Here is a 23,831-nt window from a genome sequence, read left to right as displayed (position 1 = left end):
GCCTGAAGCCCCGGGATCGACGTCTCCATCATGCCTCGCCGACCGTCCGGCCCACTAGTCGTGATCATCCTCGACCCGGAAACGATCGGGCTGAGCACGATCAGGAGAGGAGCGCCGGATCCGACTCCAGCTCGCGCTCGGGGTCGAGCGGGAGGACGATCTTGAACACGGTCCGGCCGGGCTCGGACTCGACGCGGAGGTCGCCGTGGTGCTTCTTCACCACGATCCGCCAGGAGATGTCGAGACCCAGGCCGGTGCCTTCGCCGATCGGCTTGGTGGTGAAGAACGGCTCGAAGATCCGGCGCCGGATCTCGTCCGGGATCCCCGGACCGGTGTCGCCGATCTCGACGATCGCGTAGGCGCCGTCCTTCTTGGTCCGCAGCGTCAGCGTCCCGGAGCCGCCCATCGCGCTGATCGCGTTGTCGATGATGTTGGTCCAGACCTGGTTGAGCTCCGCGGCGTACGCCGGGATCGGCGGCAGCTCGGGGTCGAAGTCCTTGACCACCTGGTAGCCCTGCAGCTTGCCCGACATCATCACCAGCGTCGACTTCAGCAGCTCGCGCAGATCGACGGTCTGGTACGGCGCCCGGTCCATCTGCGAGTACTGCTTGGCGGCGCCGACCAACGTGGAGATCCGGGTCACCGAGTCGTCGATCTCGTTCATCAGCTGCTCGGTGTCGATGGTGTACATCAACCACCGCACCGCGCCCTCGAGGTACTTCGGGCCGACCGCCGTCAGCACCTCCTCCATCCACGGCACGTCCACGCCGGCCGCCGCGAGCACCGGCGCGACGTCCCAGCTGGCCTGCACGTCGTGGTCGTCGAGCCAGTCGGTCAGAGCGTCCTCGCGGTCGGACAGCTCCATCGGCGGAACGTCCTTGTCCTTGTTCTTCTCCAGCCGCTCGACCGCGTCGTCCTGCAGCTCGACGATCTGGTGCAGCTTGGTCGCGTCCAGGGTGCCGTCGGCGAGCATCGCCAGCTTCGACCGCATCCCGGAGACCCGCTGCCGCAGCGTCGCCGCGGCCCGGACCGCCGCGGCCGCCGGGTTGTTCAGCTCGTGCGTCAGGCCGGCCGACAAGGAGCCCAGGGCAAGCAACCGCTCGCGCTCGCCCAGCGTCTCGTTCGTCCGGCGCATGCCCATGATGAAGCCCTCGATCAGGTGCACCGCCATCGGGAACCAGGTGTTCATCATCGAGGCCATGGTCTCGGCGCCGATCACGTAGAACTCGGCCGGCTGGATGACCTGCATGGTCGCCGTGTACGACTTCCGCTCGGCGGCACCGAAGAAGGCGTTGAAGGCGCCGGAGTACACGCCGCGCTGATGGGTCCGGTTGATCTCGACGAGCTCGCCGTGGGACAGCTTGCACAGCCGGATCTCGCCGGAGAGCAGGACGTAGCAGCAGGTCGCCTCGTCGCCTTCGTTGAACACGACGCCGTCGGCCACGGTCTCGACGTACCCCGCCTCGGACAGCCACTGCAGCTGCTCGTCCGACAGACTCTCGAACAGGAACAGCGTGCGCAGCTCGTCCGGCGTCAGCCGCCGCGGTTCCGCGATCTTCTCGGTCATCAGAGCATCTCCAGGTATCGGTGCACCAGTGTCACGGCCATGGCTCCGTCACCGACCGCGGAAGCGACCCGCTTCACGGACTCGGCCCGCACGTCGCCCGCGGCGAACACGCCCGGCATGCTCGTCTCGAGGTGGTACGGCTCCCGCTCCAGGACCCAGCCCGGCGGTTTGCCGTGCAGGTCCGGACCGGTGAGGACGAAGCCTCGCTCGTCCCGCAGCAGCTCACCCGGCAGCCAGTCCGTCCGCGGCGCCGCGCCGATGAACACGAACATCCATTCCGTGTCCACCTCGCGGCTGTCGCCGGTCTCGCTGTTCAGCAGGGTGAGTCGCTCCAGGTGCTCCGAGCCCTTACAGGAAACGACCTGCGTGCAGGTGTGCACCTCGATGTTGTCGATCGCGTCGATCTGGTCGATGAGGTACGACGACATCGTCGTGGTGAGCGATGGTCCTCTGACCAGCATATGCACACGCTTGGCATGCCTCGCGAAATAGACGGCGGCCTGACCAGCGGAGTTCGCCCCGCCGATGATGTAGACCTCCGCGCCGGCACAGGCCGGGCCCTCGGTGGTGGCCGAGCCGTAGTAGATCCCGCGGCCCTGGAGATCGCCCACACCGGGCGCCTCGAGGGTCCGGTAGGCCACCCCGGTCGCCAGGATGATCGAATGCGCGGAGATCTCGCTTCCGTCGGAGAAGCGGACCCGCCGCGCGGACCCGAGGTTCTCCAGCGAGACCACCTCACGAGCGGTCAGCAGCTCGGCGCCGAACCGGACGGCCTGCCGCCGGGCCCGGTCGGTCAGCTGAGCGCCGGAGACCCCGTCCGGGAAGCCCAGGTAGTTCTCGATCCGGCTGGACTGACCCGCCTGACCGCCTGTCGCCAGCTGCTCGATCAGCACGGTCCGGAGGCCTTCGCTGGCGCCGTACACCGCTGCGCCGAGGCCCGCTGGGCCTCCGCCGACCACGACGAGGTCGTAGAAATCCTTGGCGGGCGCTGTGGACAGACCGACCTTGTTGGCCAGGTCGGACTCACTCGGAGCGACCATGACGGTCCCGTCCGGGGTGATCACCACCGGCAGGGTCGAGCCGTCGATACCGGCCGCATCCAGCAGCCGCTGGCTCTCGGCGTCGTCCACACTGAGCCAGCGGTACGGCACGGCGTTGCGGGCGAGGAAGTCACGGGCCGCGAACGACGGCGCCGACCAGCGGTGGCCGATCACCCGCGTCTCGTCGGTCGACGGCTCCGGGGTCGCCTTCCACAGGTCGAGCATCGCGTCGACCACCGGGTACAGCTTCTCCTCCGGCGGGTTCCACGGCTTGAGCAGGTAGTGGTCGAGGTCGACCACGTTGATCGCCTGGATCGCGGCGTCGGTGTCGGCGTACGCCGTCAGCAGCACCCGGCGAGCGAGCGGGAACAGGTCCATCGCGGCCTCGAGGAACTCGATGCCGGACATCTGGGGCATCCGGTAGTCGGCCAGCAGCAGGGCGACCGGCTCACCCCGGAGCTTCAGCTCCTTCACGGCGTCCAGCGCCTGCACCGGGTTCTCCGCCCGGACGATGCGGTTCTCCTCGCCGTACCGCCGGCGGAGGTCGCGGGCGATCGACCGGGAAACGCCGGGGTCGTCGTCCACGGTGAGGATCACCGGGCGGGTCGTTGACGCTGTCATGCCTCTTTCATACCAGCGGATGCCCAGAAACAGGCATCGGTAATCCACAGGCCAGCGCCCGGTTCGCGAGGGGCTGATTCGCGAACCGGGCGGGGCGTGGGGCTACGGGAGGGCGGCGAGGTACGGCGCGTGGCTGTTCTGGAACTCCCAGTTGTAGTACCGGTCCCAGTTGACCGACCACGTCATCAAGCCGCGGAAGCCCGGTGAAGCGCCGCCGCGAAGGCTGTAGCCGCCGCAGTTCTGGCCCTTCACCAAACAGTCGAGCGCCTGGTGCACGGCTGCCGGGGCGGTGTAGCCGTTGCCTGCGCTGACCGCTGCCGGGAGGCCGATACCGATCTGGTCCTCGCGCAGTCCCGGGAAGGTCTGTCCGGTGTTCGCCACCGGGAAGCCCGCCTTGACCATGTCGGTCATGGCGATGTGGAAGTCCGCTCCACCCATCTGGTGGTACTGGTTGTCCAGGCCCATCACCGGCCCGGAGTTGTAGTCCTGGACGTGCAGCACGGTGAGCGCGTCGCGGAGCGCGTGGATCACCGGCAGGTACGAACCGGTCCGGTTGTCGCCGCCGTTCGAGCCGCCGTAGAACTGGTAGCCGACCTGGACGAAGAACGTCTCCGGCGCCATCGTCAGCACGAACTTGGACCCGTACTTCGCCTTCAACGTCTTCAGCGCCGAGATCAGGTTCACGATCACCGGGGTGGTCGGGTTGCGGAAGTCGGTGTCGCCGGCGTTCAGGTACAGCGAGTGGCCCTCGAAGTCGATGTCCAGACCGTCCAGGCCGTAGCGGTCGATGATCGCGCTGACCGAGCTGACGAAGGTGTCCCGGGCCGCGGTCGTGGTCAGCTGCACCTGGCCGTTGGCTCCGCCGATGGAGATCAGCACCTTCTTTCCGGCGGCCTGCTTGGCCCGGATCGCGGCGATGAAGTCAGCGTCGCTCTCTACGTTCGGGCACTCACTGGCCGGGCACCTGTCGAAGCGGATGTCGCCCGAGGTCACACTCGTCGGCTCGCCAAAAGCCAGATCGATGATGTTCCACTCCGCCGGTACGTCGGCCATCCGCACGTACCCGGAGCCGTTGGCGAAGCTCGCATGCAGATAGCCGATCAGCGCATGCTTCGGCAGCCCGGTGCTGGCGCAGCCACTCGTCGTACCGGACGCAGCTGTGGACTTCGCCGACTCTCCTACCGTGTTGTACGCCGCTACCGAGTAGCTGTGGCTGCTGCACGCAGCGAGCCCGCTGACGGTTGCCGTCGTACCGGTGACGGTTTGGACGACTGTGGAGCCTTCGTAGACGCGGTAGCCCGTCACCGTGCCGGTTGACGCCGGCCAACTGAGAGAAATCGCGCTGTTGGTGGTGCTCGTGATGGTTGGTGTGCCGGGCGCGCTCGGCGTACCTGGGTTGTTGCCACCAGGTCCGTCCAGCGTGAAGTCGTCGGCCTGGTACGCCGGTTGGCCGTACCAGCCGTGCACGTAGATCTGTACGGACGTCTGGCTGGCACCTGTGGTGAACGACAGGCTCAGCTGGGCGTAGCTGCTCGCCGACGGCGTCCAGGTCGACGTACCGCCGGTGACACCGAGGTACACGTAAGAGCCACGGACCCAGGCCGAGAGGCTGTAGGCCGTGTTGGGCTGGACGGCCACGGTCTGGCTGCACTGGGCGAAGTCCGAGCTCGACACGGCACCGTTCAATGCATACCCGCCGCTGTGGACCGGGCTGGTGACTGTGGAGCCACCGGAGCAGGTCCAGCCGCTCAGAGACCCCGACTCGAAGCCGGGGTTGGTCAGGATGTTCGCTGCCTGGGCGGGAACGGCAATGCCGGCCAGCAGGATGCCGAGGAGGACCGCAAGCCATCGCATAGCCATTTAGTAGAGACGCTCCATAACTAGGCGTCAATGCATCGGCGGTGGCGTATATCCGACGGTGTCGGGTTCCCACCTGGTGTCCTGAGTCGGAAGTTCGGCGAGAGATTTCGGTGGTCAGGTGCGTGCATCGGGGTGCTTGGACAGTGGCCTCGATGCGGAGCATCGTGGGCGCTGGCCAAGTGCCGCGAGGTGCGTGCCTGGGCGCCGAAAGCGCCGGCGAACTTCCGACTCAGGACACTAGGCTGGGGCGGTGACTCGGATCGACTGGGGCAAGGGCACGTACGAATCGACAGCGGCCGACCTGTTGCCGGCTGCGCGCGAGCTGGTGGACGCGGCTCGCATCAAACCCGGCGAGCACGTCGTCGACGTCGGCGCGGGCACCGGCAACGTCGCCCTGGTCGCGGCTGACCTGGGTGCGCGCGTCACCGCGGTCGAGCCGGCCGCGCGGCTCCGCGAGGTGATCCAGGAGTCGGCCGGCGCCCGCGACCTGACCGTCGTCGACGGGACCGCCGCCGAGCTCCCGCTGGCCGACGCGTCGGCCGACGTGATCCTGTCCAACTTCGCGGTCATCTTCGCGCCGGACCCGCGCGCCGCGATCGCCGAGTTCGCCCGGGTTGCAACGAGCCGGGTGCTGCTGACCAGCTGGCTACCAGGCCCGATGGACAAGGTCGTCGGCGTGCTCGCCGGTGCGGTCCGCGAGATCACCGGCAGCGGCGAAGCCATGGAGGGTCAGATTGACTGGCACGACCCTGCTGTCCTCGCTGAGCTGTTCGGACAGCACGGCTTCGAGCTGACTGCCACAGTGAAGGACCTGGCCATGACAGCGGCGTCTCCGGAGGACTACTGGGAGACACGGCTCGCCAACCACCCACTGGGCGTTGCCACGCTGCCACTGCTCGAGCAGGCCGGCCGCCTCACCGACGTACGCACCCGGGTGATCGACGCCATCGGTAACTGGACCACGCCGTCCGGCCAGGTCAGCATCCCTTCCCAGTACCTCCTGGCTACGGCGACCCGCTGATCACGGCAGTGGGTTGGTAGGCAGCGCGTACTTCGGTACGGCGACGCGCACGCTCGCGATCGACGTATCGGCCGGTACCGCGATCGTCCCGCGCGACACCCACTCGGTGAGGTTGGCGACCATCGTCCCGACCGCCTGCTGCGAGGTGGCGTCCGGGGCCGGCACGGTCCAGTTGGACGGACAGCGACGGACCAGGAAGCACCCGTAGGCGAAGGTCGAGCCGTTCAGCACCCGCCCTCCTGAGGGGGCGGTGTAGGCCGTGGTGTGCATCGGCACCGCCTTGCCGCTGGTACGACAGTTGCCGGAGCTGCTGACCAGTGTCGTCAGCCCAGGCTGCTTGTACAGGTCCGGCCAGACGTAGTCGATCTCTCCGGCGACAAAGCCAGGCAGCTGGGTGCCAGTGGATACGCCGTCGAACAGCCAGCCGGTCCCGGTGGTCATGGTGTTGCCGAGGACCGCGCAGATGTACTCCGCACCCAGCAACGGCTGCGACGCGTAGGCGTCACCGTCGTACCGCCAGGTCGTGGAGTTGTAGCCGTCGGTGTAGCGGTCGATGTCCCAGGCCCGTCGGGTGCTGTCGGTGAAGGTGATGTGGCGGTAGGCCGTGTTCGCACCGAGGTTGGCGACGTTGACGCCCTGGGCGATCGCCTGACTGAGCGCTGCCCGCATCCGCAGCGAGTAGTACTCGTCGTGGCCAGGCAGGAAGACTGTCCCGGCCCGCGACGGCAGGTCACCGCCGAACTGGTCCAGGTCGTTGTCGGTCCAGTAGGTGACGTCCAGTCCCTTCGACTCGGCCCAGAACACCAGGCCCTGCTCGAGCGAGAGGTACTGACCGGACCCCTGCCCCTCGTTGTACGGGCGATCGGACGTCAGCCGGCCGGAGCCGGTGTCCAGCCCGGTGTAGAAGCTCACGCCGCCATAGCTGTTGTACGCCTGCCAGGTTGCGTTGGCCTGCTGGATCAGCAAGGCATGCTTCGTACCGGTGTCGTCCCGCACGGTCAGCGGCGCGTACGACGCCTGCTGCCCGTCGCTGACCTTGATCAGGTACGTGCCGGGGACCCAGGTGTCGTCGACCGGGATGCTCAGCGTCTTCGTCCAGGTCTCCGCGGAAGTCATCCGCAGCGGCTTGCCGTCGGCCGACGTACCGCCGGTGGTGGGCGGCTCCTGCGCGACGGTCGGTACATTGTCCTTCCGCCAGATCTCACGGGCGCCGAGGCCGGCGTAGTACCCCATCCGGTAGGCGACCACGCTCACTAGGTTGCCCGACGTGACCTTGAGGTCGACGGTGTCGCCGCAGGTCGCCGACACCTCGGTCAGGTAGGCCGCGAGCGTGCCACTCATGGTCGGTGGGATGACCCAGTCGCCCGTACCCGCCTTGGCGTTCTCTGCAGCGGTGGTCGGCCAGCTCTCCGGACATCCGGCCGGCACCGGCGCGGAGCCGGCCGCCTCCAGCAGAGGCATCTCCGCGGGCGGAGCGATGAAGGCGGTGGTTCCGCTGCCGGAGCTCAGGACGGTGCCGGTCGAGGTCGTCGCGGAGACGGTCATCGTCAGGTTCCCGCCGTACTTCGACAGCAGGACGCCGTTCACCGGGATGGCCAGCCGTGCACCGGCCGCGACGTTGAGGGGCGCCTTCGGCTTCCACGTTGCGTACCCGGCGGCCCGGGTCAGCGTGCCGTTGACAGTCGACAGGGTGCCCGTGGATCCGGTCGGCAGCTGCATGCGGACGGCCGCGAGGGCGCCTGCCCTGGTGATGGTGCTCTGGTACGTCAGGTTCGTCGTCTGGCCCGGGATCGGGTTGGTCGCCTTGACCGCGACCGCCGCGGTGTACGTCTTGTTCGCCGCGAGTACGCCGGCGCCCGACGTCAGCACTTGGCCCGCCGTACCGACCGCCTTGAACCCGAGCGTCCACGGGCCGCCGATCGGCAGCCGCAGGCCGTACAGCGGGATCGCCAACCGGGCGCCGACAGCAACGTTCGTGACCCGCGCGGGACGCCACCGCAGTACTGTCGCCGACGCCGAGCTGACCGTCCCGTTCACCGACGTCACCCGCCCGGTCGTCCCCGCCGGAATCGCCATGGTGATCTCCCGGATCGCCCCGGCCTTCAGCACGGTGGCCCGATAGGTCAACGTCGTCGTCCCGTTCGCCGCCACGGCAGCCGTCACCGAGACGTTCGCCGCCGCCGCATCCGCCGCCCGGTTGAAGAACAGGACCCCGGCCATCGCGACAACCACAGCAGCCCCCGCCGCCAGCACCTTCCGAACCATGTTGCTCCCCCAGTTCGTTCCCCCTGAGATCGACGGTACGGACCAATCACCCGCTTCAGTGAAAATGTTGCTGATCAGCAATCGAACCGGCCCAGACCGCAACCCTCCGCAACCGTCCGGCTACTCCTGCGGGTGGCCTGTGCTACGGGCCGCAGCTGAGGCATGGCCATGGTTGGCCGCAGTGGGAGCAGAGGCCGTCGGGGGTTGGGGCCGGCAGCCAGATGGGCGGGTGCTGGGTGCCGCGGTGCTGACCGGGCGAGTCGGGGCGGCGGGGTGTGGGCTGGGGGTCTGTGGACCAGTGGAGTTGGGTGCGGCCGTCGGGGGCGTGGGTGGCGAGGAGGGCGGGCACGCCGCCGTCCCAGGTGGAGGTGTTGGGGTAGGGGCCGCGCCAGCGGACGGTGGCGGTGCCGTCGGACCACTCCACGCCTTCGGCGAGGATGGCGGTGGGGGTGGCGTGGCGGACCAGACGGAAGAGGCGAGCCTGTCGCTGCAGCGTGTTCACCCCCGCACCTTCGCCCAGCGCGGGCTGCGGGGAACAGGTGTGGTCTGTGGGCTGTGAGAACAGCCCACAGACCACATGCCCTTGTTTTCCAGGGTTTTGTCGGCGAGGGCTTGTAGCGTCACACCCCAAGCACCACATGAGCTCGAAGCACGAACGGGGTGGTCCTGTGTCCCGACCGACGATGCCGGCGACCGTGCCGGAAGCAACTGAAGCAGCTAGCAGCAATGCACTGTTCGGTGCGAGGTTGCGCGAGTGCCGGCAGGCGGCCGGGCTGAGCCTGCGTCAGCTCGCCGGCCGGGTCGGCTACGACCACAGCTACCTGTCCCAGGTGGAGCGCGGCCACCGCCCGGGATCCGCCGGCCTGGCCCGCCACTGCGACCGCGAGCTCGGCACCGGCAGCCAACTGCTGACCGCCTTCGAGCAACAGCAGCGCCGGCCCGCTCCGGCAACGCCCACCGCGCAGGACCCGTTGGCCACGGCCTGGCACGAGCTGACCAGAGACTTCGCCGGTGCCCCCGACACCCTCGACATCCTGTACTGCATCCCGCCCGCGCGCCGGCTGCCGGAGCTCATCTCCGAGCTGCAGATCCACGGCAACGACGACCTCATGGCAGCCCAGCTCAGCGTCCTGACCGCCGAGGCCCTGACCGCGTGCGGTGAGACACCTCAAGCGCAGCGCTGGTGGTGGGCCGCGCAGAAGCTCGCCGACAGCACGGAAGCCGGCCGGCTGCAGTCCACCGTGCGCGCCCGCGAGGCGATCAGTGGCCTGGCCGAGCGGCGTCCGTTGCCACACCTGCTCGAGCTCACCGACGAGGCCCTGGCATCGGCTCAGCAGGCGGTGCAGGCTCGCGCGGCGCGCGCTCTCGTGCTCGCCGATTTGGGCCGCAGTGACGAGGCCCGGCTGGAGCTGCAGCGATTGATCGGCGACGCCGACCGCTCCGACGCAATGACGACTCAGCCAACCGGCTGGACGACGTACCAGCTGCGGTGGGCCGAGGGACGAGTGTGCGCCCGACTCGGGTACGGCGCTGCGGCCTGCGTGCTCCTACAATGCGCCCGCGAGCTCTGCCCGCCGGACCGGATCGGCGACCGCGCCCGGCTCGACCTGTCGCTGGCCGAGGCACTCGCCGTCGAGGGAGAGGTCGCGGCCGCTCTCGCCCTCGCGCTGCGGGTGCTGGTCGAGCTGCCGGACGAGTGGCACGACCTCTACCTGTCCGACGACGCCGACCGAGTGCTGACCGCCGTACAGCAGCAGGACCCCGCTGCTCCCGGCGTGGCCGAGCTGCGGCGGCTGGGTGGCCGGAGTGTGGGCAGCGGGTCGAAGCGCCGGTGAGGGCGGGAGTAGCGTGCGGTGGGTGATAGGTGAACAGCGGGGCACGACAACGGCAGATGCATGGGACTTCGCGGTCGAGCTGCGGAGCGATCCAGCCACCGAGGAAGCGCGCACGGCTGTGCTCGCGAAGCCTGCGTTCGGCCAGTCGTTCACGGACCACATGGTCGTGGCCAACTGGACGGCCGACGGCGGCTGGCAAGACCCGCGCGTGACGGCGTACGCGCCACTCAAGGTCAGCCCCGCCGCTGCGGTTCTGCACTACTCGCAGGAGATCTTCGAAGGCCTCAAGGCGTATCGGCACGCCGACGGATCGGTCTGGTCCTTCCGTCCCGAGCGGAACGCGGCCCGCTTCACCGCGAGCGCCCAGCGGTTGGCGCTGCCACACGTCCCGGAGGACGCGTTCATCGGCGCGCTGCGCGCACTGGTGACCGTTGACGAGCCCTGGGTCCCGTCAGCCGACAACGGCGAGACCAGCCTGTACCTCCGGCCGTACATGATCGCCACCGAGGCCGCGCTGAGCGTCCGGCCGGCCGGCGAGGTCCTGTTCGGCGTCATCGCCTCCCCCGCCGGCCCGTACTTCGACACCGGACCCAAGCCGGTGTCCATCTGGCTGACGACCGCGACCATCCGCGCCACGCCGGGCGGTACCGGTGCGGCCAAGTGCGGCGGGAACTACGCGTCCAGCCTGGCCGGTCTGGCCGAGGCAGTGGCCAACGGCTGCGAGCAGGTCGCGTTCGTCGACGCCGTCGAGCACAAGTGGCTCGAAGAGATCGGCAGCATGAACATGTTCTTCGTGTACGCCGACGGCCGGATCGCGACGCCCGAGCTGTCCGGATCGATCCTCGAAGGCGTCACCCGTGCCTCCGTGCTCGAGCTCGCCGCCGACCTCGGCCACAAGGTCGAGGAGCGCCGGATCTCGGCCGACGAGTGGAAGGACGGCGTCCGCTCTGGCGAGATCACCGAAGTCTTCGCTTCCGGCACCGCCGCGGTCATCACCCCGATCGGCCGCGTGGCCTGGCCCAACGGCGAGCTGACCATCGGCGACCACTCGCTGAACTACGGCGTCGGTCCGGTCACCGCCAAGCTCCGTAGCACCCTGCTGGACCTTCAGTACGGCCACACCCCGGACGACAAGGGCTGGCTCACGCGTCTGACCTGATGCCGTTTGTCCCCGGCGCCGGTTAGGTTGAGGTCATGGCGAACAAGTCCCCGGCCATTGAGCTGGAGATCGGTGAGCGGACGGTCCGGGTCTCCAACCCGGACCGGGTCTACTTCTCCGCCCGCGGTGAGACCAAGCTCGACCTGGTCAACTACTACCTGTCCGTCGGGGACGGGATCGTCAACGCGCTGCGCGAGCGGCCGTGCATGATGCACCGGTTCCCCGAGGGAGTGGACGGCGAGAAGGTGCACCAGAAGCGGCTGCCGCACGGTGCGCCGCCGTGGATGGAGACCGTCCGGGTCAAGTTCCCGCGGTACAACCGGACCGCGGACGAGCTGTGCGTCACCGAGATCGCCCACGTCGCCTGGGCGGTGCAGATGTCGACGGTCGAGTTCCACCCGTGGAACTCGCGCCGGGCCGACACCGAGAAGCCGGACGAGTGGCGCATCGACCTGGACCCGATGCCGGACTGCCCGTTCGACCGGGTCCGCCGGGTCGCGCACACCGTCCACGAAGTACTGGACGAGTTGGGAGCGGTCGGCTACCCGAAGACGTCCGGTGGCAGCGGCATCCACGTCTACGTCCGGGTCGAGCCGGAGTACGGCTTCTCCGACGTACGGCGTGCTGCCCTGGCCTTCGCCCGTGAGGTCGAGCGGCGCGCGCCCGACGACGTGACGACCACCTGGTGGCGCAAGGACCGCGACCCGAAGAAGCTCTTCGTCGACTACAACCAGAACGCCCGGGACCACACGATCGCCTCGGCGTACTCCGTCCGCGGCAACCCGGAGGGCACGGTCTCCACCCCGATCCACTGGGACGAGGTCGACGACGTGAACCCGAAGGACTTCACGATCGAGACGGTTCCGGCCCGGTACGCCGAGCTGGGGGACCTGCACGCGGACATCGATGACAACGTCTACTCACTCGCCACGCTGATGGAGTGGGCCGAGCGGGACGAACGCGAAGGCGCCGAAGCCCCGCCGGAGGACGACTAGGGCCTAACCCGCCAGCCCGTGGTGGAGGAGGTTCGTCAGCGTGTCGATGGCTGCCTCGTCGGTGATCGTCTGGCCGTTCGCCGGGTTCACCACCAGCCAGGTGTAGGCGAATCCCTCCATCAGCGCGTTCATCGCGGAGATCGCCACGAGCGGCTCGGCGGGCGGATTCGGCAGGTGCGCGAAGTGCTCGATCATGTGCTGGTCGTCGTCGGCCGTGATCTGCTGCAGTCGCCGGCCGAGCTCCGGGTCCACCATCCCGGCCTGCTTGACCGCGATCATCTCGGCCAGGTGCGCGTGGTAGAAGCGCCAGTACGCCGCCACATGCCAGCGGACCGCGGAGAGCTTGCTGAAGTCGGCGTCGTGACCGGACGCGTCGGCGATCGTCTCGTCGGCCTCCGCGAGCATGTCCCGCAGTAGCGCCTCGAGCAGCTCTTCCTTGCCGGCGAAGTGGTTGTAGAAGGACCCCGTCGCCCGCCCCGCCGCCGCGGTGATGTCGGTGATCTTCGTGGTCAGGTACCCGCGCTCGGCGAAGACCTCCCGCGCGGCCTGCTTCAGCGCAGCCTCGGTCCCGGCCGCCCGTTCCCGGCGGCTCACCGCTTCCGTCACGACAACCTCCTTGACAACGAACCCTAGCCAGCTCCACACTGAATCCGAATTCAGTGAATCACAATTCATCCAAGGAGACCATCATGAACGTCCTGATCGCGGGTGCCGGACCGACCGGACTGACCCTCGGCATCGAGCTGGCTCGGCGCGGCATCCCGGTCCGGGTGATCGACAAGGCGACGGAGTACTTCGACGGCTCGCGCGGCGACGGGCTGCAGCCGCGGACGCTGGAGGTGTTCGAGGACCTCGGCGTACTGGACGAGGTGCTGCGGCAGGGCATCTCGATGCCGCCGATGAAGATCCACCTCAGCGGCCAACTGGTCGGCGAGCGCCGGATGGCGGACCCGGTCGAGCCGACCCCGGCCATCCCGTACCCGAACGCGTTGATGCTCGGCCAGTCCCGCACCGAGGCGATCCTGCGCGACAAGCTGGCGGAGTACGGCGTACAGGTCGAACTGGACACCGCACTGGTCGGTTTCACCCAGACGGAGGAGACCGTGACCGCCGAGCTCTCCACTGGCGAGACGGTCGAGGCTGACTACCTGGTGGGCGCGGACGGTGGCAGGAGCTTCGTCCGCAAGCACCTGGGGATCGCCTTCGAAGGTACGACGGACGAGTCGATCCGGATGCTGCTCGGTGACGTCTCCGCGGACGGACTGGACCACCAGTCCGGCTACTGGTTCGCCGCGGCGGACAACCCGATGGCTGGTATCGCCCTGACCCCGCTGTCCGGTGGTGACCAGTTCCAGTTCGGCGCACCGCTCGACAGCGACGACGCAGACACCTCCCTGGAGGGTCTGCAGGCGCTGGTCGACAAGTACGCCGGCCCTGGTGTTGCCAAGCTCCGCAACCTGACCTGGTCGACGGTGTGGCGGCCGAACGTACGGCTGGCCGAACGCTTCCGCGTAGGCCGCGTCTTCATCGCCGGCGACGCCGCGCACGTACACCCGCCGACCGGCGGGCAGGGGCTGAACACAGGCGTGCAGGACGCGTACAACCTGGGTTGGAAGCTCGCGGACGGGCGCGAGGAGGTGCTGGCGACGTACGAGACCGAGCGGCGGACCAACGCGGCCCGTGTGCTCGGGATCAGCGAGGACCTGATGCAGAAGCACGTCGACGGCGACGAGTCCGCCATGGACCGCGGCGAGAACACCCGTCAGCTCGACGTCTCGTACCGCAACCCGGCCGACACCCGACCGCTGGTCTCCGGCGACCGCGCGCCCGACGCCCCGCTGGTCGATGCCGCAGGCAACAAAACCCGCTTGTTCGAGCTGTTCCGCGGCCCGCACGAGACGCTGATCCGCTTCTCCCCCACGACCCCGCCAACGCACCCGCACACCGTCGACATCGGTACGGCATACCACTCGCCGGATGCCGTCGCCGCCTACTGTGCGCACAGCGGCGACGAGATTCTGATCCGTCCAGACGGCTATCTCGCTTAGGATCGGCGAATGGATTCAGCCGCCGTCTACGACCGTGCCGTCGCGCTGGCGACGCAGGGGCGGCGGCAGATCCTCGGGATCACCGGTGCGCCCGCCGCGGGCAAGTCGACGTACGCCGAGCAACTGGTCGCCAAGCTGACAGCAGATGGGCACAGCGTCGCGCTGGTACCGATGGACGGCTACCACCTGGCGCAGTCGGTGCTGGAGGAGCTCGGACTGGCCGACGTGAAGGGTGCACCGCACACGTTCGACGGCTACGGCTTCGTCGCCCTGCTCAGGCGGCTGAAGGAGACGCCGGACGAGCAGATCTGGGCGCCACGCTTCGACCGCAGCATCGAGGACTCCATCGCTGCGAGCATCGGCGTAGCACCAGCCGTCACGCTCGTAGTGACCGAGGGGAACTACCTCCTCCTCGACGACGCCCCCTGGTCCACACTGCGGCAGTTGCTGGACCAGTGCTGGTACGTCGAGGTACCAGAGGCCGTCCGTCACGCCAGACTGGAAGCCAGGCACCGCCTCTTCGGCCGGTCACCCGCCGAGGCCCATGAACGCACCTACGGCTCCGACGAACGCAACGCCCACCTGATCGCCGCCACCGCGCCGGCCGCAGACGCGATCATCCACCTCGACTGATGTAGCCGGCGACGCCGTCCAGATACAGCGCCAGCCCGAAGTCGAAGTCCGCGTCGCTCTCCACCTCGAAGTTCACCTCGTCGTCGAACACCCCGGCGTCGACCAGCTTCGCCACCGACGGGTACACCCGCGGATCCACCACCCGCCGCAACACCGCACCGAACTGCTCGAAGGCTGCCGGGTTCCGGCCGTAGCCCGCCGCCAGGTCGCCCGACATGCGGATCTGTCCCTGCACGTACGTGACGAGGCCCATCACGACCCCGATCTTCCCCTCCTCCGGCAGACCGGTGTCCTTCAGCGCTCCTAGAGCACTGTCGAACCAGGCCAGGTTGTTCGGCCCGGCAGGAGGCCCAGAGATCGGCACCTTGGCGTACCAGGGGTGCCTGCGGATCTCAGCCATCACATTGCGGGCCCACAGCGTCAGTCCGGTCCGCCAGTCGGCGTCGGCAGGTAACGGCTGCGGTCGCTGTACCGCTGCGTCCGACATGAGCACCAGCAGTTCGTCCTTGCTCTTCACGTGCCGGTAGAGCGCCATGGTCGAGTTGCCGAGCCGCTCCGCCACCCGCGCCATCGAGACGGCGGCCAGGTCGCCCTCCTCGTCGGCGATCGCGATCGCCGCCTGCACGATGTCGTCCAGCGTCAGCGACGGCTTCGGCCCGCGCCGCGGCGCCTCCCGCAACCGCCACATCAGCGCCACGTCGGCCGGCAGCTCGTTGTTCTCCACCCGCTCAGTCTAGGTCTTGCCAAGCCGTACTGCGTAGCTGCTACGCTATTTAGCGTACCTAATACGCAGTAAGGAGGGGACCATGATCGTCGAGGCAACCGGACTCCGGAAGTCGTACGGCGCGACCGAGGTGCTGAGCGGTGTCGACCTGTGCGTCGAGGAAGGCTCGGTGCTCGCTCTGCTCGGCCCGAACGGCGCCGGCAAGACCACCACGGTGCGCATCCTGACCACCTTGACGCGGCCCGATGCGGGCAGTGCGACCATCGCCGGGTACGACGTGGTCCGCGAGCCGGGCCGAGTCCGGGAGGTGATCAGCCTGACCGGGCAGTACGCCGCGGTCGACGAGAACCAGACCGGCCGGGAGAACCTGGTCATGGTCGGCAGGCTGATGCACCTGGGCCGGCCTGGCGCGCAGCGGCGTACCGCTCAGCTGCTGGAGCAGTTCGGGCTCACCGACGCGATGGACCGGCGGGTGAAGACGTACTCCGGCGGTATGCGGCGACGGCTCGATCTGGCGATGAGCCTGATCGCCCGGCCGCGGGTGATCTTCCTGGACGAGCCGACCACGGGGCTCGACCCGGCCAGCCGGAACATGATGTGGGACTCGATCGTCGAGCTCGTTCGGGACGGCACCACGATCCTGCTGACCACGCAGTACCTCGACGAGGCGGATCGGCTGGCCGACCGGGTGATGGTGCTGGACCACGGCCGGGTCGTGGCCAGCGGGACCGCCGAGTCGCTCAAGGGGCAGATCGGTGGCGAGCGGATCGAGCTGCGGTTCGCCGACGAACTGCAGTTGCTGAAGGCAACCGGCGTACTGAGCGGTGTGGCTGATGGGCTGGTGCTGAACGTGCCGTCCGACGGTACGGCGGGACACCTGCACCACGTGCTCGACGTCCTCCGGAACAACGGGCTCGAGCCGGAGCGGGTGTCGTCGCACCGGCCCACGCTCGACGACGTCTTCCTCGCACTGACGGCCTAGGGAGCTGACGATGACACACGCGATCTCGGACGCGATGACCATGACCGACCGGAGCATGCGGCTCGCCCGGCGCAACCTCGACACGTTGTTCGCGGCCATCCTGCTTCCGTTGATGATGATGGCGCTGTTCGTGTACGTGTTCGGCGGCGCGATCACCACCGGGACGGAGTACATCAACTACATCGTGCCGGGGATCCTGCTGCTCACTACGGGGTACGGCGCCGCGTCGACAGCGATGGTGGTCGCGGACGACATGCACAGCGGCATGATCGACCGGCTGCGCTCGCTGCCGATCCACAGCTTCGCCGTGCTGACCGGACACGTCGCCGCCAGCGTCGCGCGCAATGCACTGTCGACTGCGATCGTCGTCCTGGCGTCGCTGGCGATGGGGTTCCGTCCGAACGGCGGACTGGTCGACTGGCTCGGAGTGGTCGGTCTGCTGCTGCTCTACGTCGTCGGCATGTCCTGGCTGGCGGCTGGGCTCGGGGTCATCGCTCGCAGCGTCGAGTCGGCGAGTACGCTCAGCTTCTTCATGCTGTTCATCCCCTACCTCAGCAGTGCGTTCGTGCGGCCCGAGTCGATGCCGGCGTGGCTACGTCCGGTCAGCGAACACCAACCGATCACACCGGTGACAGAGACCGTCCGGAGCTTCCTGATCGGCACACCGATCGGCAACTACGGCTGGGTCGCACTGGCCTGGTGCTGTGCTCTGCTGGTGTTCTCCATGGCGCTCGCGACGTCGCTGTACCGGCGCCGGACCAACCGCTGAGCGCAGGTCTCGGACCGTTCAGCGAACAACCCTTTCGAGGAGGCCCGAACGCTGTCGGGGATGACCCCGTCGAAGGGTTAACGTCGAAGTCCCCCCCAACGTGTGGAGGTCCCACTCCCCCCGGGACCCACACGGACAAGCGCCCCGATCATCGATCGGGGCGCTCTGTTTTTACCCTGTCTTGACCGGCAGCTCGTTGAGACCGCGGGTGCGGATGGTGTTCCGCCAACTGAGCTCCGTCCGCGGTACGGCGAGCGACAGCGTCGGCGTGCGGTCGAACAACGCCTCCAGTGCGATGGCGACCTCCAGCCGGGCCAGTGGTGCACCGAGGCAGTAGTGGATGCCGTGCCCGAGTGCCAGGTGCCCACCGACCGTCCGGTCAAGGTCAACTCGGTCCGGGTCGTCGAATCGGGCCGCGTCGCGATTGGCGGACGCCAGCGCGAGCAGAACGGTCTCTCCCGCCGGAATGCGGACGCCACCGATCTCGATGTCCTCTGTGGGGAAGCGCCGGATCGCCAGCGGCGCGGGACCGTCGTAGCGCATCAGCTCCTCCACCGCAGCGGGGAGCTGGGCGCGGTCCGCACTCAGTCGCTGCCACAGCTCCGGCTGCTCGAGGAGGGCGAGGGTCGCGTTGCCGATCAGGTGCACGACGTTCTCGTAGCCGGCGAAGAGGATCAGGAAGACCAGTGAGGTCAGCTCGTCGTCGCTGAGCCGGTCGTCGTGGTCGCGCGCGGCGATCAGGGCGCTGGTGAGGTCGTCACCGGGTACTGCGCGTTTGCTGGCGATCAGAACGGCGAAGAAGCGCAGCATGGCGCCGATGGCAGCCCGTGCCTCGTCGGGACCGGCTGGAGTGAGCATGGTGTCGGTCCACACCTTGAAGTCGGTCCTGGTGTCCTCAGGTACGCCGAGCAGGTCGCAGATCACGGTGATCGGCAGCGGGGTTGCGTAGTCGGCGATGAGCTCGCCACGGCCTCGGCGTACCAGCGGGTCGAGCAGGGTGTCCGCCGTACGCCGGATCGGTCCGGCCAGCCCCTCGATGCGGCCCGGGGTGAACGCACGGGTGACGAGCGCCCGGAGGCGGGTGTGGTCGGGCGGGTCGAGGTTCAGCAGGTTGGCGTCCAGCGCGGGTGGAAGGCTCAGGCCGCGGTATTTACCGGGCAGCGCGTTGCTCTTGTCCACGGAGAGGCGCGGATCGGCGAACGCATTGCGGACGTCGGCGTACCGGGTGACCAGCCAGGCGGGGGTGCCGTCCGGTCCGTCGATGCGGTGGACCGGTCCGGTACCGCGGAGCTCCGCGTAGGCGGGGTACGGATCGCTGGGGGTGATCGTCACGGCCAGAAAATACTTTGTCGAGGGTGTCGAAACCGGCCGCTCGCACTCGACGTACCAGTAAGAGCGACCAAAAAGGAGAGGGTCAGGATGAACATCGACACCGCAACGCAGAACATGATCGTCACCATGCTGGCCGAGGGCAGCCCGGTCTGGTACGTCGCCGGAATGGTCAACATGCGCAGCCACGACGTGTACGTGATCGGCCGAGCAGCCGGATACCCCGACAAGGCCAAACTGCGCAGAGCGGTCTGGGCCGCCAAGAACCGCACCCTGCAAGCCGCCTGACCCGCTCAGGTCGCTCAGCCGCTGTCTGCCCACCCCTGGGCAGGCAGCGGCTTCCTGTTGGGTGGGGACATCCGCAGACCTGGGTGCGTCCAGCCCCACTCCTGCCGCTTTCTGGCCGTTTCCGCGCGGCGGTGATGCAGAGTGAAGGCATGTCACTGGTTACAGGGCTCCTCCGCACCTGCAAGGTCCTCGCTGTCAGCCTGCCCGTTCCGGCAGTCTGGGCCGCAGGCATCGCGGTAGCGATCTGGTGGCACAACCCTTGGACCTGGTTCGCCCCGGCGGTCTGGCTCTGTCTAGGCACTCTCCTGCTGGTCCGCCCGGTCGCACGCTGGGTGCGCGCGCTGGTGGCCCAGTGGACCGGCACGGCCCTCGCACCGGGCTACCGAGAGGCCGGACCGGTCACCCAGCTGTCCACCGGCTACTGGTGGAACGGTTACTCGTACGAAAAGACCCGCAGGGACGCTGAGAAGGACCTCCGCATGCGGGTCCGCTGGACGGACCCTGCCAACTGGCGGGACCTCCGCTTCGTCGTGATCCTCACCCTGACCGCCGGCCTGGCCTGGGCCGTCCCAATCTTGGCGGTCGTAGCCTTCACCCAGTCGGCACCGGTGCTGGGCTCGATCTGTCTCGTCCTCACGCTTGCCGGTGCGCCGTTCGCGTGGCGTCTGCTCCCACCAATTGCCCTCCGCTTTCTCCGACCCTCAGCCGCGACTCGCGTCGAAGAGCTGACTGCCCAGCGCGCCGAGACAACCATCGCCCAGGCCGCGGAGATCCGCCGGATCGAGCGCGACCTGCACGACGGTGCCCAGGCCCGGCTGGTGGTCCTCGGGATGTCACTCGCGACGGCCGAGAAGCTGATGGAGACCAACCCGCAAGCGGCCAGGGAACTGCTGCGTGAGGCCCGCGCCGGCGCAGCCACCTCCCTGTCCGAGCTCCGCGAACTGGTCCGCGGCATCAATCCCCCGGTCCTGAACGAGCGCGGCCTGGTCGACGCGCTGCGGGCGCTCGCTCTGGACACACCACTCGAGACGTCGGTCCAGGCCGAGGCGGAGCTGCGCCTGGATCCACCGATCGAGTCGGCGCTGTACTTCGGGACCGCCGAGCTGCTCACCAACGCGGTGAAGCACGCGAGGGCCAGGAAGGTGTCTATCTCGATTGAGCGCGCCGACCTTGCAGTGGTCGTCACAGTCGAGGACGACGGCCGCGGCGGCGTACAGCTCCGGCCGGAGGGTGGCCTGGCCGGCCTGCAGCGCCGGCTCGCCGTGTTCGACGGTTCGCTGGAGCTGACCAGCCCGGTCGGCGGGCCGACGCGTGCGAGGATGACGGTGCCATGCGAATCCTTGTAGCCGAAGACCTCTACCTTCTCCGCGACGGCATGGTTCGGCTGCTCGAGGCCTGCGGCCAGTCCGTGGTTGCCACGGCGTCCACTGGGCCCGAGACGCTAGCCGCTCTGCTCGAGCTGCGGCCCGACGTGTCCGTCATCGACGTACGGATGCCGCCGACGCAGAAGGACGAGGGTCTGCGAGCTGCTCTGGCTGCTCGGCGCGAGGTGCCTGGGCTGCCGGTGCTCATCCTGTCGCAGCACGTCGAGCAGCTGTACGCGCGTGAGCTGCTGACCGACGGCGCCGGCGGAGTCGGGTACCTGCTCAAGGAGAGCGTGTTCGAGGCAGACCAGTTCATCGACGCGCTGGAGCGGGTGGCGGCCGGCGGTACGGCGATGGACCCGGCGGTGATCTCCAAGCTGCTGACCAGCTCGACCCAGCGGCTGGACCGGCTCACCGAACGGGAGCATGACGTACTGAGCCTGATGGCCGAAGGCCTGTCCAACCAGGCGATCCGGGAGAAGCTGTTCCTCAGCGAGAGCGCCGTCAGCAAGTACACGACGTCGCTGTTCGGCAAGCTGGGGATCAGCGAGGACGACGGCAGCAACCGTCGTGTCATGGCGGTCTTGACCTACCTGGGGCTTGCCGATGGATGACGTGAGCGTTGTCGACTACCACACGGCCGGTGAGCCGTTCCGGATCGTCACGTCGGTGGACATACCGGGTGCGACCGTGGCGGACCGCCGGGTGGTGGCGCAGACGTCGCCGGCCGTCGACCGGGTCCGGCAGCTGCTGGTGAACGAGCCGCGCGGACATGCGGACATGTACGGCGGGTTCGTCGTACCGGGTGATGACAGTGGTGCGGACTTCGGCGTCGTGTTCTGGCACAAGGACGGGTACTCGACCGCCTGTGGGCACGGGACGATCGCGCTGGCTACCTGGGCGGTGGAGACTGGGCTCGTTGGTCCTGGTGAAGTGGTGATCGACGTACCGTCCGGCCGAGTGGTTGCTCAGGTCAACTGCGTTGGTGACGCTGTGGAATCGGTTGCCTTTCGCAACGTCCCGTCGTACGTGCTGAGTCGTCAGGTGCCACTGTCGACATCACGCGGTGAGGTGCTGGCCGACATCAGCTTCGGTGGTGCGTTCTACGCGTCCGTGGCGGCGTCGTCCGTCGGCCTGTCGGTAGTGCCGGAGTGCTACGCCGAGCTGGTCGCGATCGGCCGGGAGATCAAGTGGGCGCTGGACCCGCTGGCGATCCACCCGACCGACCCGCGGCTGAGCGGCCTCTACGGCACGATCCTTTACGACGACCTCGGTCGGGCCCACCAGCGCAACCTGGCCGTCTTCGCCGACGGCGAAGCGGACCGCTCCCCCTGCGGCTCCGGTACGTCGGCCCGCCTCGCCCTCCTGCACGCGGACGGGCTGCTCGGCCCGGACGAGGTACTCCGCCACGACTCGATCGTCGGTACGACGTTCCTGGGCCGGGTTGTCGCGGACGTCGCGGGCGGGGTGATCACCGAGGTGACGGGCTCGGCGTACCGGACGGGAACGGCCACGTTCACGCTCGACGAGCGCGATCCGCTCGGCACCGGATTCACGCTGCGCTGATCTCAGATTGGGACGCTGCCGGCGGGCAGCGACCGATAGCATCGAGCTCCGACCTGTCCATTGCAGCGGAGGTTCTGTCGATGATCTTCATCACCGCGAAGTTCAAGGTGAAGCCCGAGCACGCCGAGGACTGGCCGTCGATCACCGCGGACTTCACCGCCGCGACGCGCGGCGAGCCAGGCTGTCTGTGGTTCGACTGGTCCCGCTCGCTGGACGACGCGAACGAGTACGTGCTGGTCGAGGCGTTCGCCGATGACGACGCCGCCACCCACCACGTGACCTCGGCGCACTTCAAGGCCGCGCAGGAGCAGCTGCCGCCCCATCTGGTCGAGACTCCGCGGATCGTCAACTTCAAGGTGGCCCAGGACGACTGGTCGGAACTGGGCGAGCTGGCGGTGAAGTAGTCCCTCCAGTTTCAACGTATAACGCACCGGGGGACTTGCCGCAAGCCCCTATTTGTCGGGCAGAATCGCTCGCCGTTGCCAGAAATCGCAGACAATGGGGAGTCAATTCATGAAGGTTGTCCTGACCGCTTGGGGCTCGCGCGGCGACGTCGAACCACTGACGGGGCTCGCGGTCGCACTGCAGAAGCTGGAGGTGGAAGTCCGGCTGTGTGTGCCGGCGGACGACGAGTTCACCGACCTGCTGGCGAGCCTCGACCTGCCGCTGGTGCCGCTCGGCCCGACGGCCAAGTCGGTGGTCTCGGGATCGACGCCGCCGGCCGAGCGCGCGTTCCAGCTCGCTCGGGAGTTGGTCGCCGCGCGGTTCGAGACGCTCAGCGCGGCGGCCGCAGACGGGTACGACGCGATCGTGGCGACCGGCCTGATGCCGGCCGGGGCTCGGGACGTGGCGGACAAGTTCGGCCTGCACTACGTGCTGGCCACCTTCCACCTCGCCGGGCTGCCGTCACAGCGGTTCCGTCCCGGCGCCCGGCCAGGTACGCCGTCGTCCGCTGCCGAGACCGATCTCAAGGTCTTGTGGGAGCAGGACGCGCAGCGAGTGAACGGGCTGTACCAGGAGGCGGTCAACCAGCACCGGGCAGACCTGGGCATGCCCCCGGTCGACAATGTGCGCGACTACGTCCTGACAGACCGGCCCTGGCTGGCCGCGGACCCGACGCTGTGCCCGTCGGAGGGGATGACCGAGCTCGACGTCGTACAGACAGGTGCGTGGATCCGGCATGACTCTCGGCCGCTTCCGGACGAGTTGCAGTCCTTCCTGGACGCTGGTGAGCCTCCGGTGTATGTCGGCCTCGGCAGCATGGCCGCGTACGCACCGAAGAGCACAGCGCCGGCAGCGATCGAGGCGATCCGCGCACGCGGCCGCCGTGTGGTGGTCGCCCGCGGCTGGGCCGGCCTGGACGCCGTCGACGATGCCGACGACTGCCTCGTCATCGGTACGGTCAACCACCAGGCGCTGTTCCCACGGATGGCAGCGATCGTGCACCACGGCGGCGCCGGTACGACGACCGCCGCGGCCCGGGCCGGCGTACCGCAGGTGATCGTCCCGCTGATCGCCGACCAGCCGTACTGGGCTGGGCGGGTCGTCGACCTCGGCATCGGTGCAGCCCACCAGGGCAAGGAACCGACACCGGCCTCGGTGTCAGCCTCGCTGGACGTCGCGCTGGCCGACGAGACACAGGTGCGGGCTCGCGCGGTCGCGGAGAAGGTCCGCGGCGACGGTGCAATGGTTGCCGCAGAACTCTTGGTCAAGGAAATGTCGGAACGGCGGTGAGGTCTTCGTAGCAGGGGTGAGGCGGCCGAGA

22 protein-coding genes are annotated in these 23,831 nt (G+C 68.5%); 14 read left to right on the top strand and 8 right to left on the bottom strand.

The window, feature by feature from the left end:
• Positions 1 to 100: 100 nt before the first annotated feature.
• From AB0E69_RS23700 to AB0E69_RS23690, 3 genes are all read right to left on the bottom strand, one after another.
• Positions 101 to 1,567 (bottom strand): ATP-binding protein, encoded by a 1,467-nt coding sequence (locus AB0E69_RS23700; protein ID WP_360149787.1) that lies wholly within the window; start codon positions 1,565 to 1,567, stop codon positions 101 to 103.
• Positions 1,567 to 3,228 carry an FAD-dependent oxidoreductase gene (locus AB0E69_RS23695; RefSeq protein WP_360149784.1) on the bottom strand — a complete coding sequence of 554 codons (1,662 nt, stop codon included), beginning with the start codon at positions 3,226 to 3,228 and terminating at the stop codon, positions 1,567 to 1,569. The genes AB0E69_RS23700 and AB0E69_RS23695 overlap by 1 nt, the downstream gene beginning before the upstream one ends.
• A gap of 102 nt (positions 3,229 to 3,330) precedes the next feature.
• Positions 3,331 to 5,082 (bottom strand): glycoside hydrolase family 18 protein, encoded by a 1,752-nt coding sequence (locus AB0E69_RS23690; protein WP_360149781.1) that lies wholly within the window; start codon positions 5,080 to 5,082, stop codon positions 3,331 to 3,333.
• A 256-nt stretch (positions 5,083 to 5,338) separates the two neighbouring features.
• Between AB0E69_RS23690 and AB0E69_RS23685 the strand changes: the two genes are divergently transcribed.
• Positions 5,339 to 6,109: a class I SAM-dependent methyltransferase gene (locus AB0E69_RS23685; protein ID WP_360149778.1), complete on the top strand. Its 771-nt coding sequence runs from the start codon at positions 5,339 to 5,341 to the stop codon at positions 6,107 to 6,109.
• Here AB0E69_RS23685 and AB0E69_RS23680 read toward each other — a convergent pair whose 3' ends face one another.
• Both AB0E69_RS23680 and AB0E69_RS23675 read right to left on the bottom strand, forming a co-directional pair.
• The gene (locus AB0E69_RS23680) at positions 6,110 to 8,374 is read right to left on the bottom strand and encodes a N,N-dimethylformamidase beta subunit family domain-containing protein (RefSeq protein ID WP_360149775.1); all 2,265 of its coding nucleotides are present in this window, start codon (positions 8,372 to 8,374) and stop codon (positions 6,110 to 6,112) included.
• Positions 8,375 to 8,516: 142 nt separating this feature from the next.
• On the bottom strand, positions 8,517 to 8,876 hold the full coding sequence (locus tag AB0E69_RS23675) for a hypothetical protein (RefSeq protein WP_360149772.1): 360 nt from the start codon (positions 8,874 to 8,876) through the stop codon (positions 8,517 to 8,519).
• Positions 8,877 to 9,042: 166 nt separating this feature from the next.
• On the opposite strand from AB0E69_RS23675, the gene AB0E69_RS23670 reads away from it, so the two are divergent.
• The 3 genes from AB0E69_RS23670 to ligD are packed head-to-tail and all read left to right on the top strand — an operon-like array spanning position 9,043 to position 12,363.
• Positions 9,043 to 10,209, top strand: coding sequence for a helix-turn-helix transcriptional regulator (locus AB0E69_RS23670; RefSeq protein ID WP_360149769.1), 1,167 nt, complete (start codon positions 9,043 to 9,045; stop codon positions 10,207 to 10,209).
• A gap of 22 nt (positions 10,210 to 10,231) precedes the next feature.
• Positions 10,232 to 11,368: a branched-chain amino acid aminotransferase gene (locus AB0E69_RS23665; protein ID WP_360149766.1), complete on the top strand. Its 1,137-nt coding sequence runs from the start codon at positions 10,232 to 10,234 to the stop codon at positions 11,366 to 11,368.
• 35 nt (positions 11,369 to 11,403) lie between these two features.
• Positions 11,404 to 12,363: a non-homologous end-joining DNA ligase gene (gene ligD, locus AB0E69_RS23660; RefSeq protein WP_360149763.1), complete on the top strand. Its 960-nt coding sequence runs from the start codon at positions 11,404 to 11,406 to the stop codon at positions 12,361 to 12,363.
• Positions 12,364 to 12,366: 3 nt separating this feature from the next.
• Here ligD and AB0E69_RS23655 read toward each other — a convergent pair whose 3' ends face one another.
• Complete coding sequence (locus AB0E69_RS23655) at positions 12,367 to 12,969, bottom strand: TetR/AcrR family transcriptional regulator (RefSeq protein WP_360149760.1); 603 nt, start codon at positions 12,967 to 12,969, stop codon at positions 12,367 to 12,369.
• 83 nt (positions 12,970 to 13,052) lie between these two features.
• On the opposite strand from AB0E69_RS23655, the gene AB0E69_RS23650 reads away from it, so the two are divergent.
• Together AB0E69_RS23650 and AB0E69_RS23645 are read left to right on the top strand one after the other, a co-directional pair.
• The gene (locus tag AB0E69_RS23650) at positions 13,053 to 14,411 is read left to right on the top strand and encodes an FAD-dependent monooxygenase (RefSeq protein ID WP_360149757.1); all 1,359 of its coding nucleotides are present in this window, start codon (positions 13,053 to 13,055) and stop codon (positions 14,409 to 14,411) included.
• A 9-nt stretch (positions 14,412 to 14,420) separates the two neighbouring features.
• Positions 14,421 to 15,044 (top strand): nucleoside/nucleotide kinase family protein, encoded by a 624-nt coding sequence (locus AB0E69_RS23645; RefSeq protein WP_360149754.1) that lies wholly within the window; start codon positions 14,421 to 14,423, stop codon positions 15,042 to 15,044.
• On the opposite strand, the gene AB0E69_RS23640 is transcribed toward AB0E69_RS23645, so the two are convergent.
• Entirely contained in the window at positions 15,028 to 15,768 is a 741-nt protein-coding gene (locus tag AB0E69_RS23640) for a TetR/AcrR family transcriptional regulator (RefSeq protein ID WP_360149751.1), read from the bottom strand. The two genes, AB0E69_RS23645 and AB0E69_RS23640, sit on opposite strands and share 17 nt — an antisense overlap.
• Before the next feature lie 82 nt (positions 15,769 to 15,850).
• Here AB0E69_RS23640 and AB0E69_RS23635 point away from each other — a divergent pair, with 82 nt between their 5' ends.
• Both AB0E69_RS23635 and AB0E69_RS23630 read left to right on the top strand, forming a co-directional pair.
• Positions 15,851 to 16,750, top strand: a complete 900-nt coding sequence (locus AB0E69_RS23635; protein ID WP_360149748.1) for an ATP-binding cassette domain-containing protein — start codon at positions 15,851 to 15,853, stop codon at positions 16,748 to 16,750.
• A gap of 10 nt (positions 16,751 to 16,760) precedes the next feature.
• Positions 16,761 to 17,519, top strand: coding sequence for an ABC transporter permease (locus tag AB0E69_RS23630; RefSeq protein WP_360149745.1), 759 nt, complete (start codon positions 16,761 to 16,763; stop codon positions 17,517 to 17,519).
• A 171-nt stretch (positions 17,520 to 17,690) separates the two neighbouring features.
• Here the strand turns inward: AB0E69_RS23630 and AB0E69_RS23625 are convergent, their stop codons facing one another.
• A complete protein-coding gene (locus AB0E69_RS23625; RefSeq protein WP_360149742.1) occupies positions 17,691 to 18,851 on the bottom strand; it encodes a cytochrome P450 in 1,161 nt (386 codons plus the stop codon).
• Positions 18,852 to 18,938: 87 nt separating this feature from the next.
• On the opposite strand from AB0E69_RS23625, the gene AB0E69_RS23620 reads away from it, so the two are divergent.
• From AB0E69_RS23620 to AB0E69_RS23595, 6 genes are all read left to right on the top strand, one after another.
• Positions 18,939 to 19,136 (top strand): hypothetical protein, encoded by a 198-nt coding sequence (locus AB0E69_RS23620; protein WP_360149739.1) that lies wholly within the window; start codon positions 18,939 to 18,941, stop codon positions 19,134 to 19,136.
• 149 nt (positions 19,137 to 19,285) lie between these two features.
• Complete coding sequence (locus AB0E69_RS23615) at positions 19,286 to 20,482, top strand: histidine kinase (RefSeq protein WP_360149736.1); 1,197 nt, start codon at positions 19,286 to 19,288, stop codon at positions 20,480 to 20,482.
• Entirely contained in the window at positions 20,467 to 21,114 is a 648-nt protein-coding gene (locus tag AB0E69_RS23610) for a response regulator transcription factor (RefSeq protein ID WP_360149733.1), read from the top strand. Before AB0E69_RS23615 ends, AB0E69_RS23610 begins: the two co-directional genes overlap by 16 nt.
• Positions 21,107 to 22,066, top strand: a complete 960-nt coding sequence (locus AB0E69_RS23605; RefSeq protein WP_360149729.1) for a proline racemase family protein — start codon at positions 21,107 to 21,109, stop codon at positions 22,064 to 22,066. The genes AB0E69_RS23610 and AB0E69_RS23605 overlap by 8 nt, the downstream gene beginning before the upstream one ends.
• Before the next feature lie 80 nt (positions 22,067 to 22,146).
• A complete protein-coding gene (locus tag AB0E69_RS23600; protein ID WP_360149726.1) occupies positions 22,147 to 22,470 on the top strand; it encodes a putative quinol monooxygenase in 324 nt (107 codons plus the stop codon).
• 109 nt (positions 22,471 to 22,579) lie between these two features.
• Complete coding sequence (locus tag AB0E69_RS23595) at positions 22,580 to 23,800, top strand: glycosyltransferase (protein ID WP_360149723.1); 1,221 nt, start codon at positions 22,580 to 22,582, stop codon at positions 23,798 to 23,800.
• Positions 23,801 to 23,831 lie beyond the last annotated feature (31 nt).

Source organism: Kribbella sp. NPDC026611, assembly GCF_040638345.1.
In the GTDB taxonomy this organism is placed as follows: Bacteria; Actinomycetota; Actinomycetes; order Propionibacteriales; family Kribbellaceae; genus Kribbella.
Note: the sequence above shows the minus strand (reverse complement) of the source record. Positions and strands in the feature narration are given on the sequence as shown.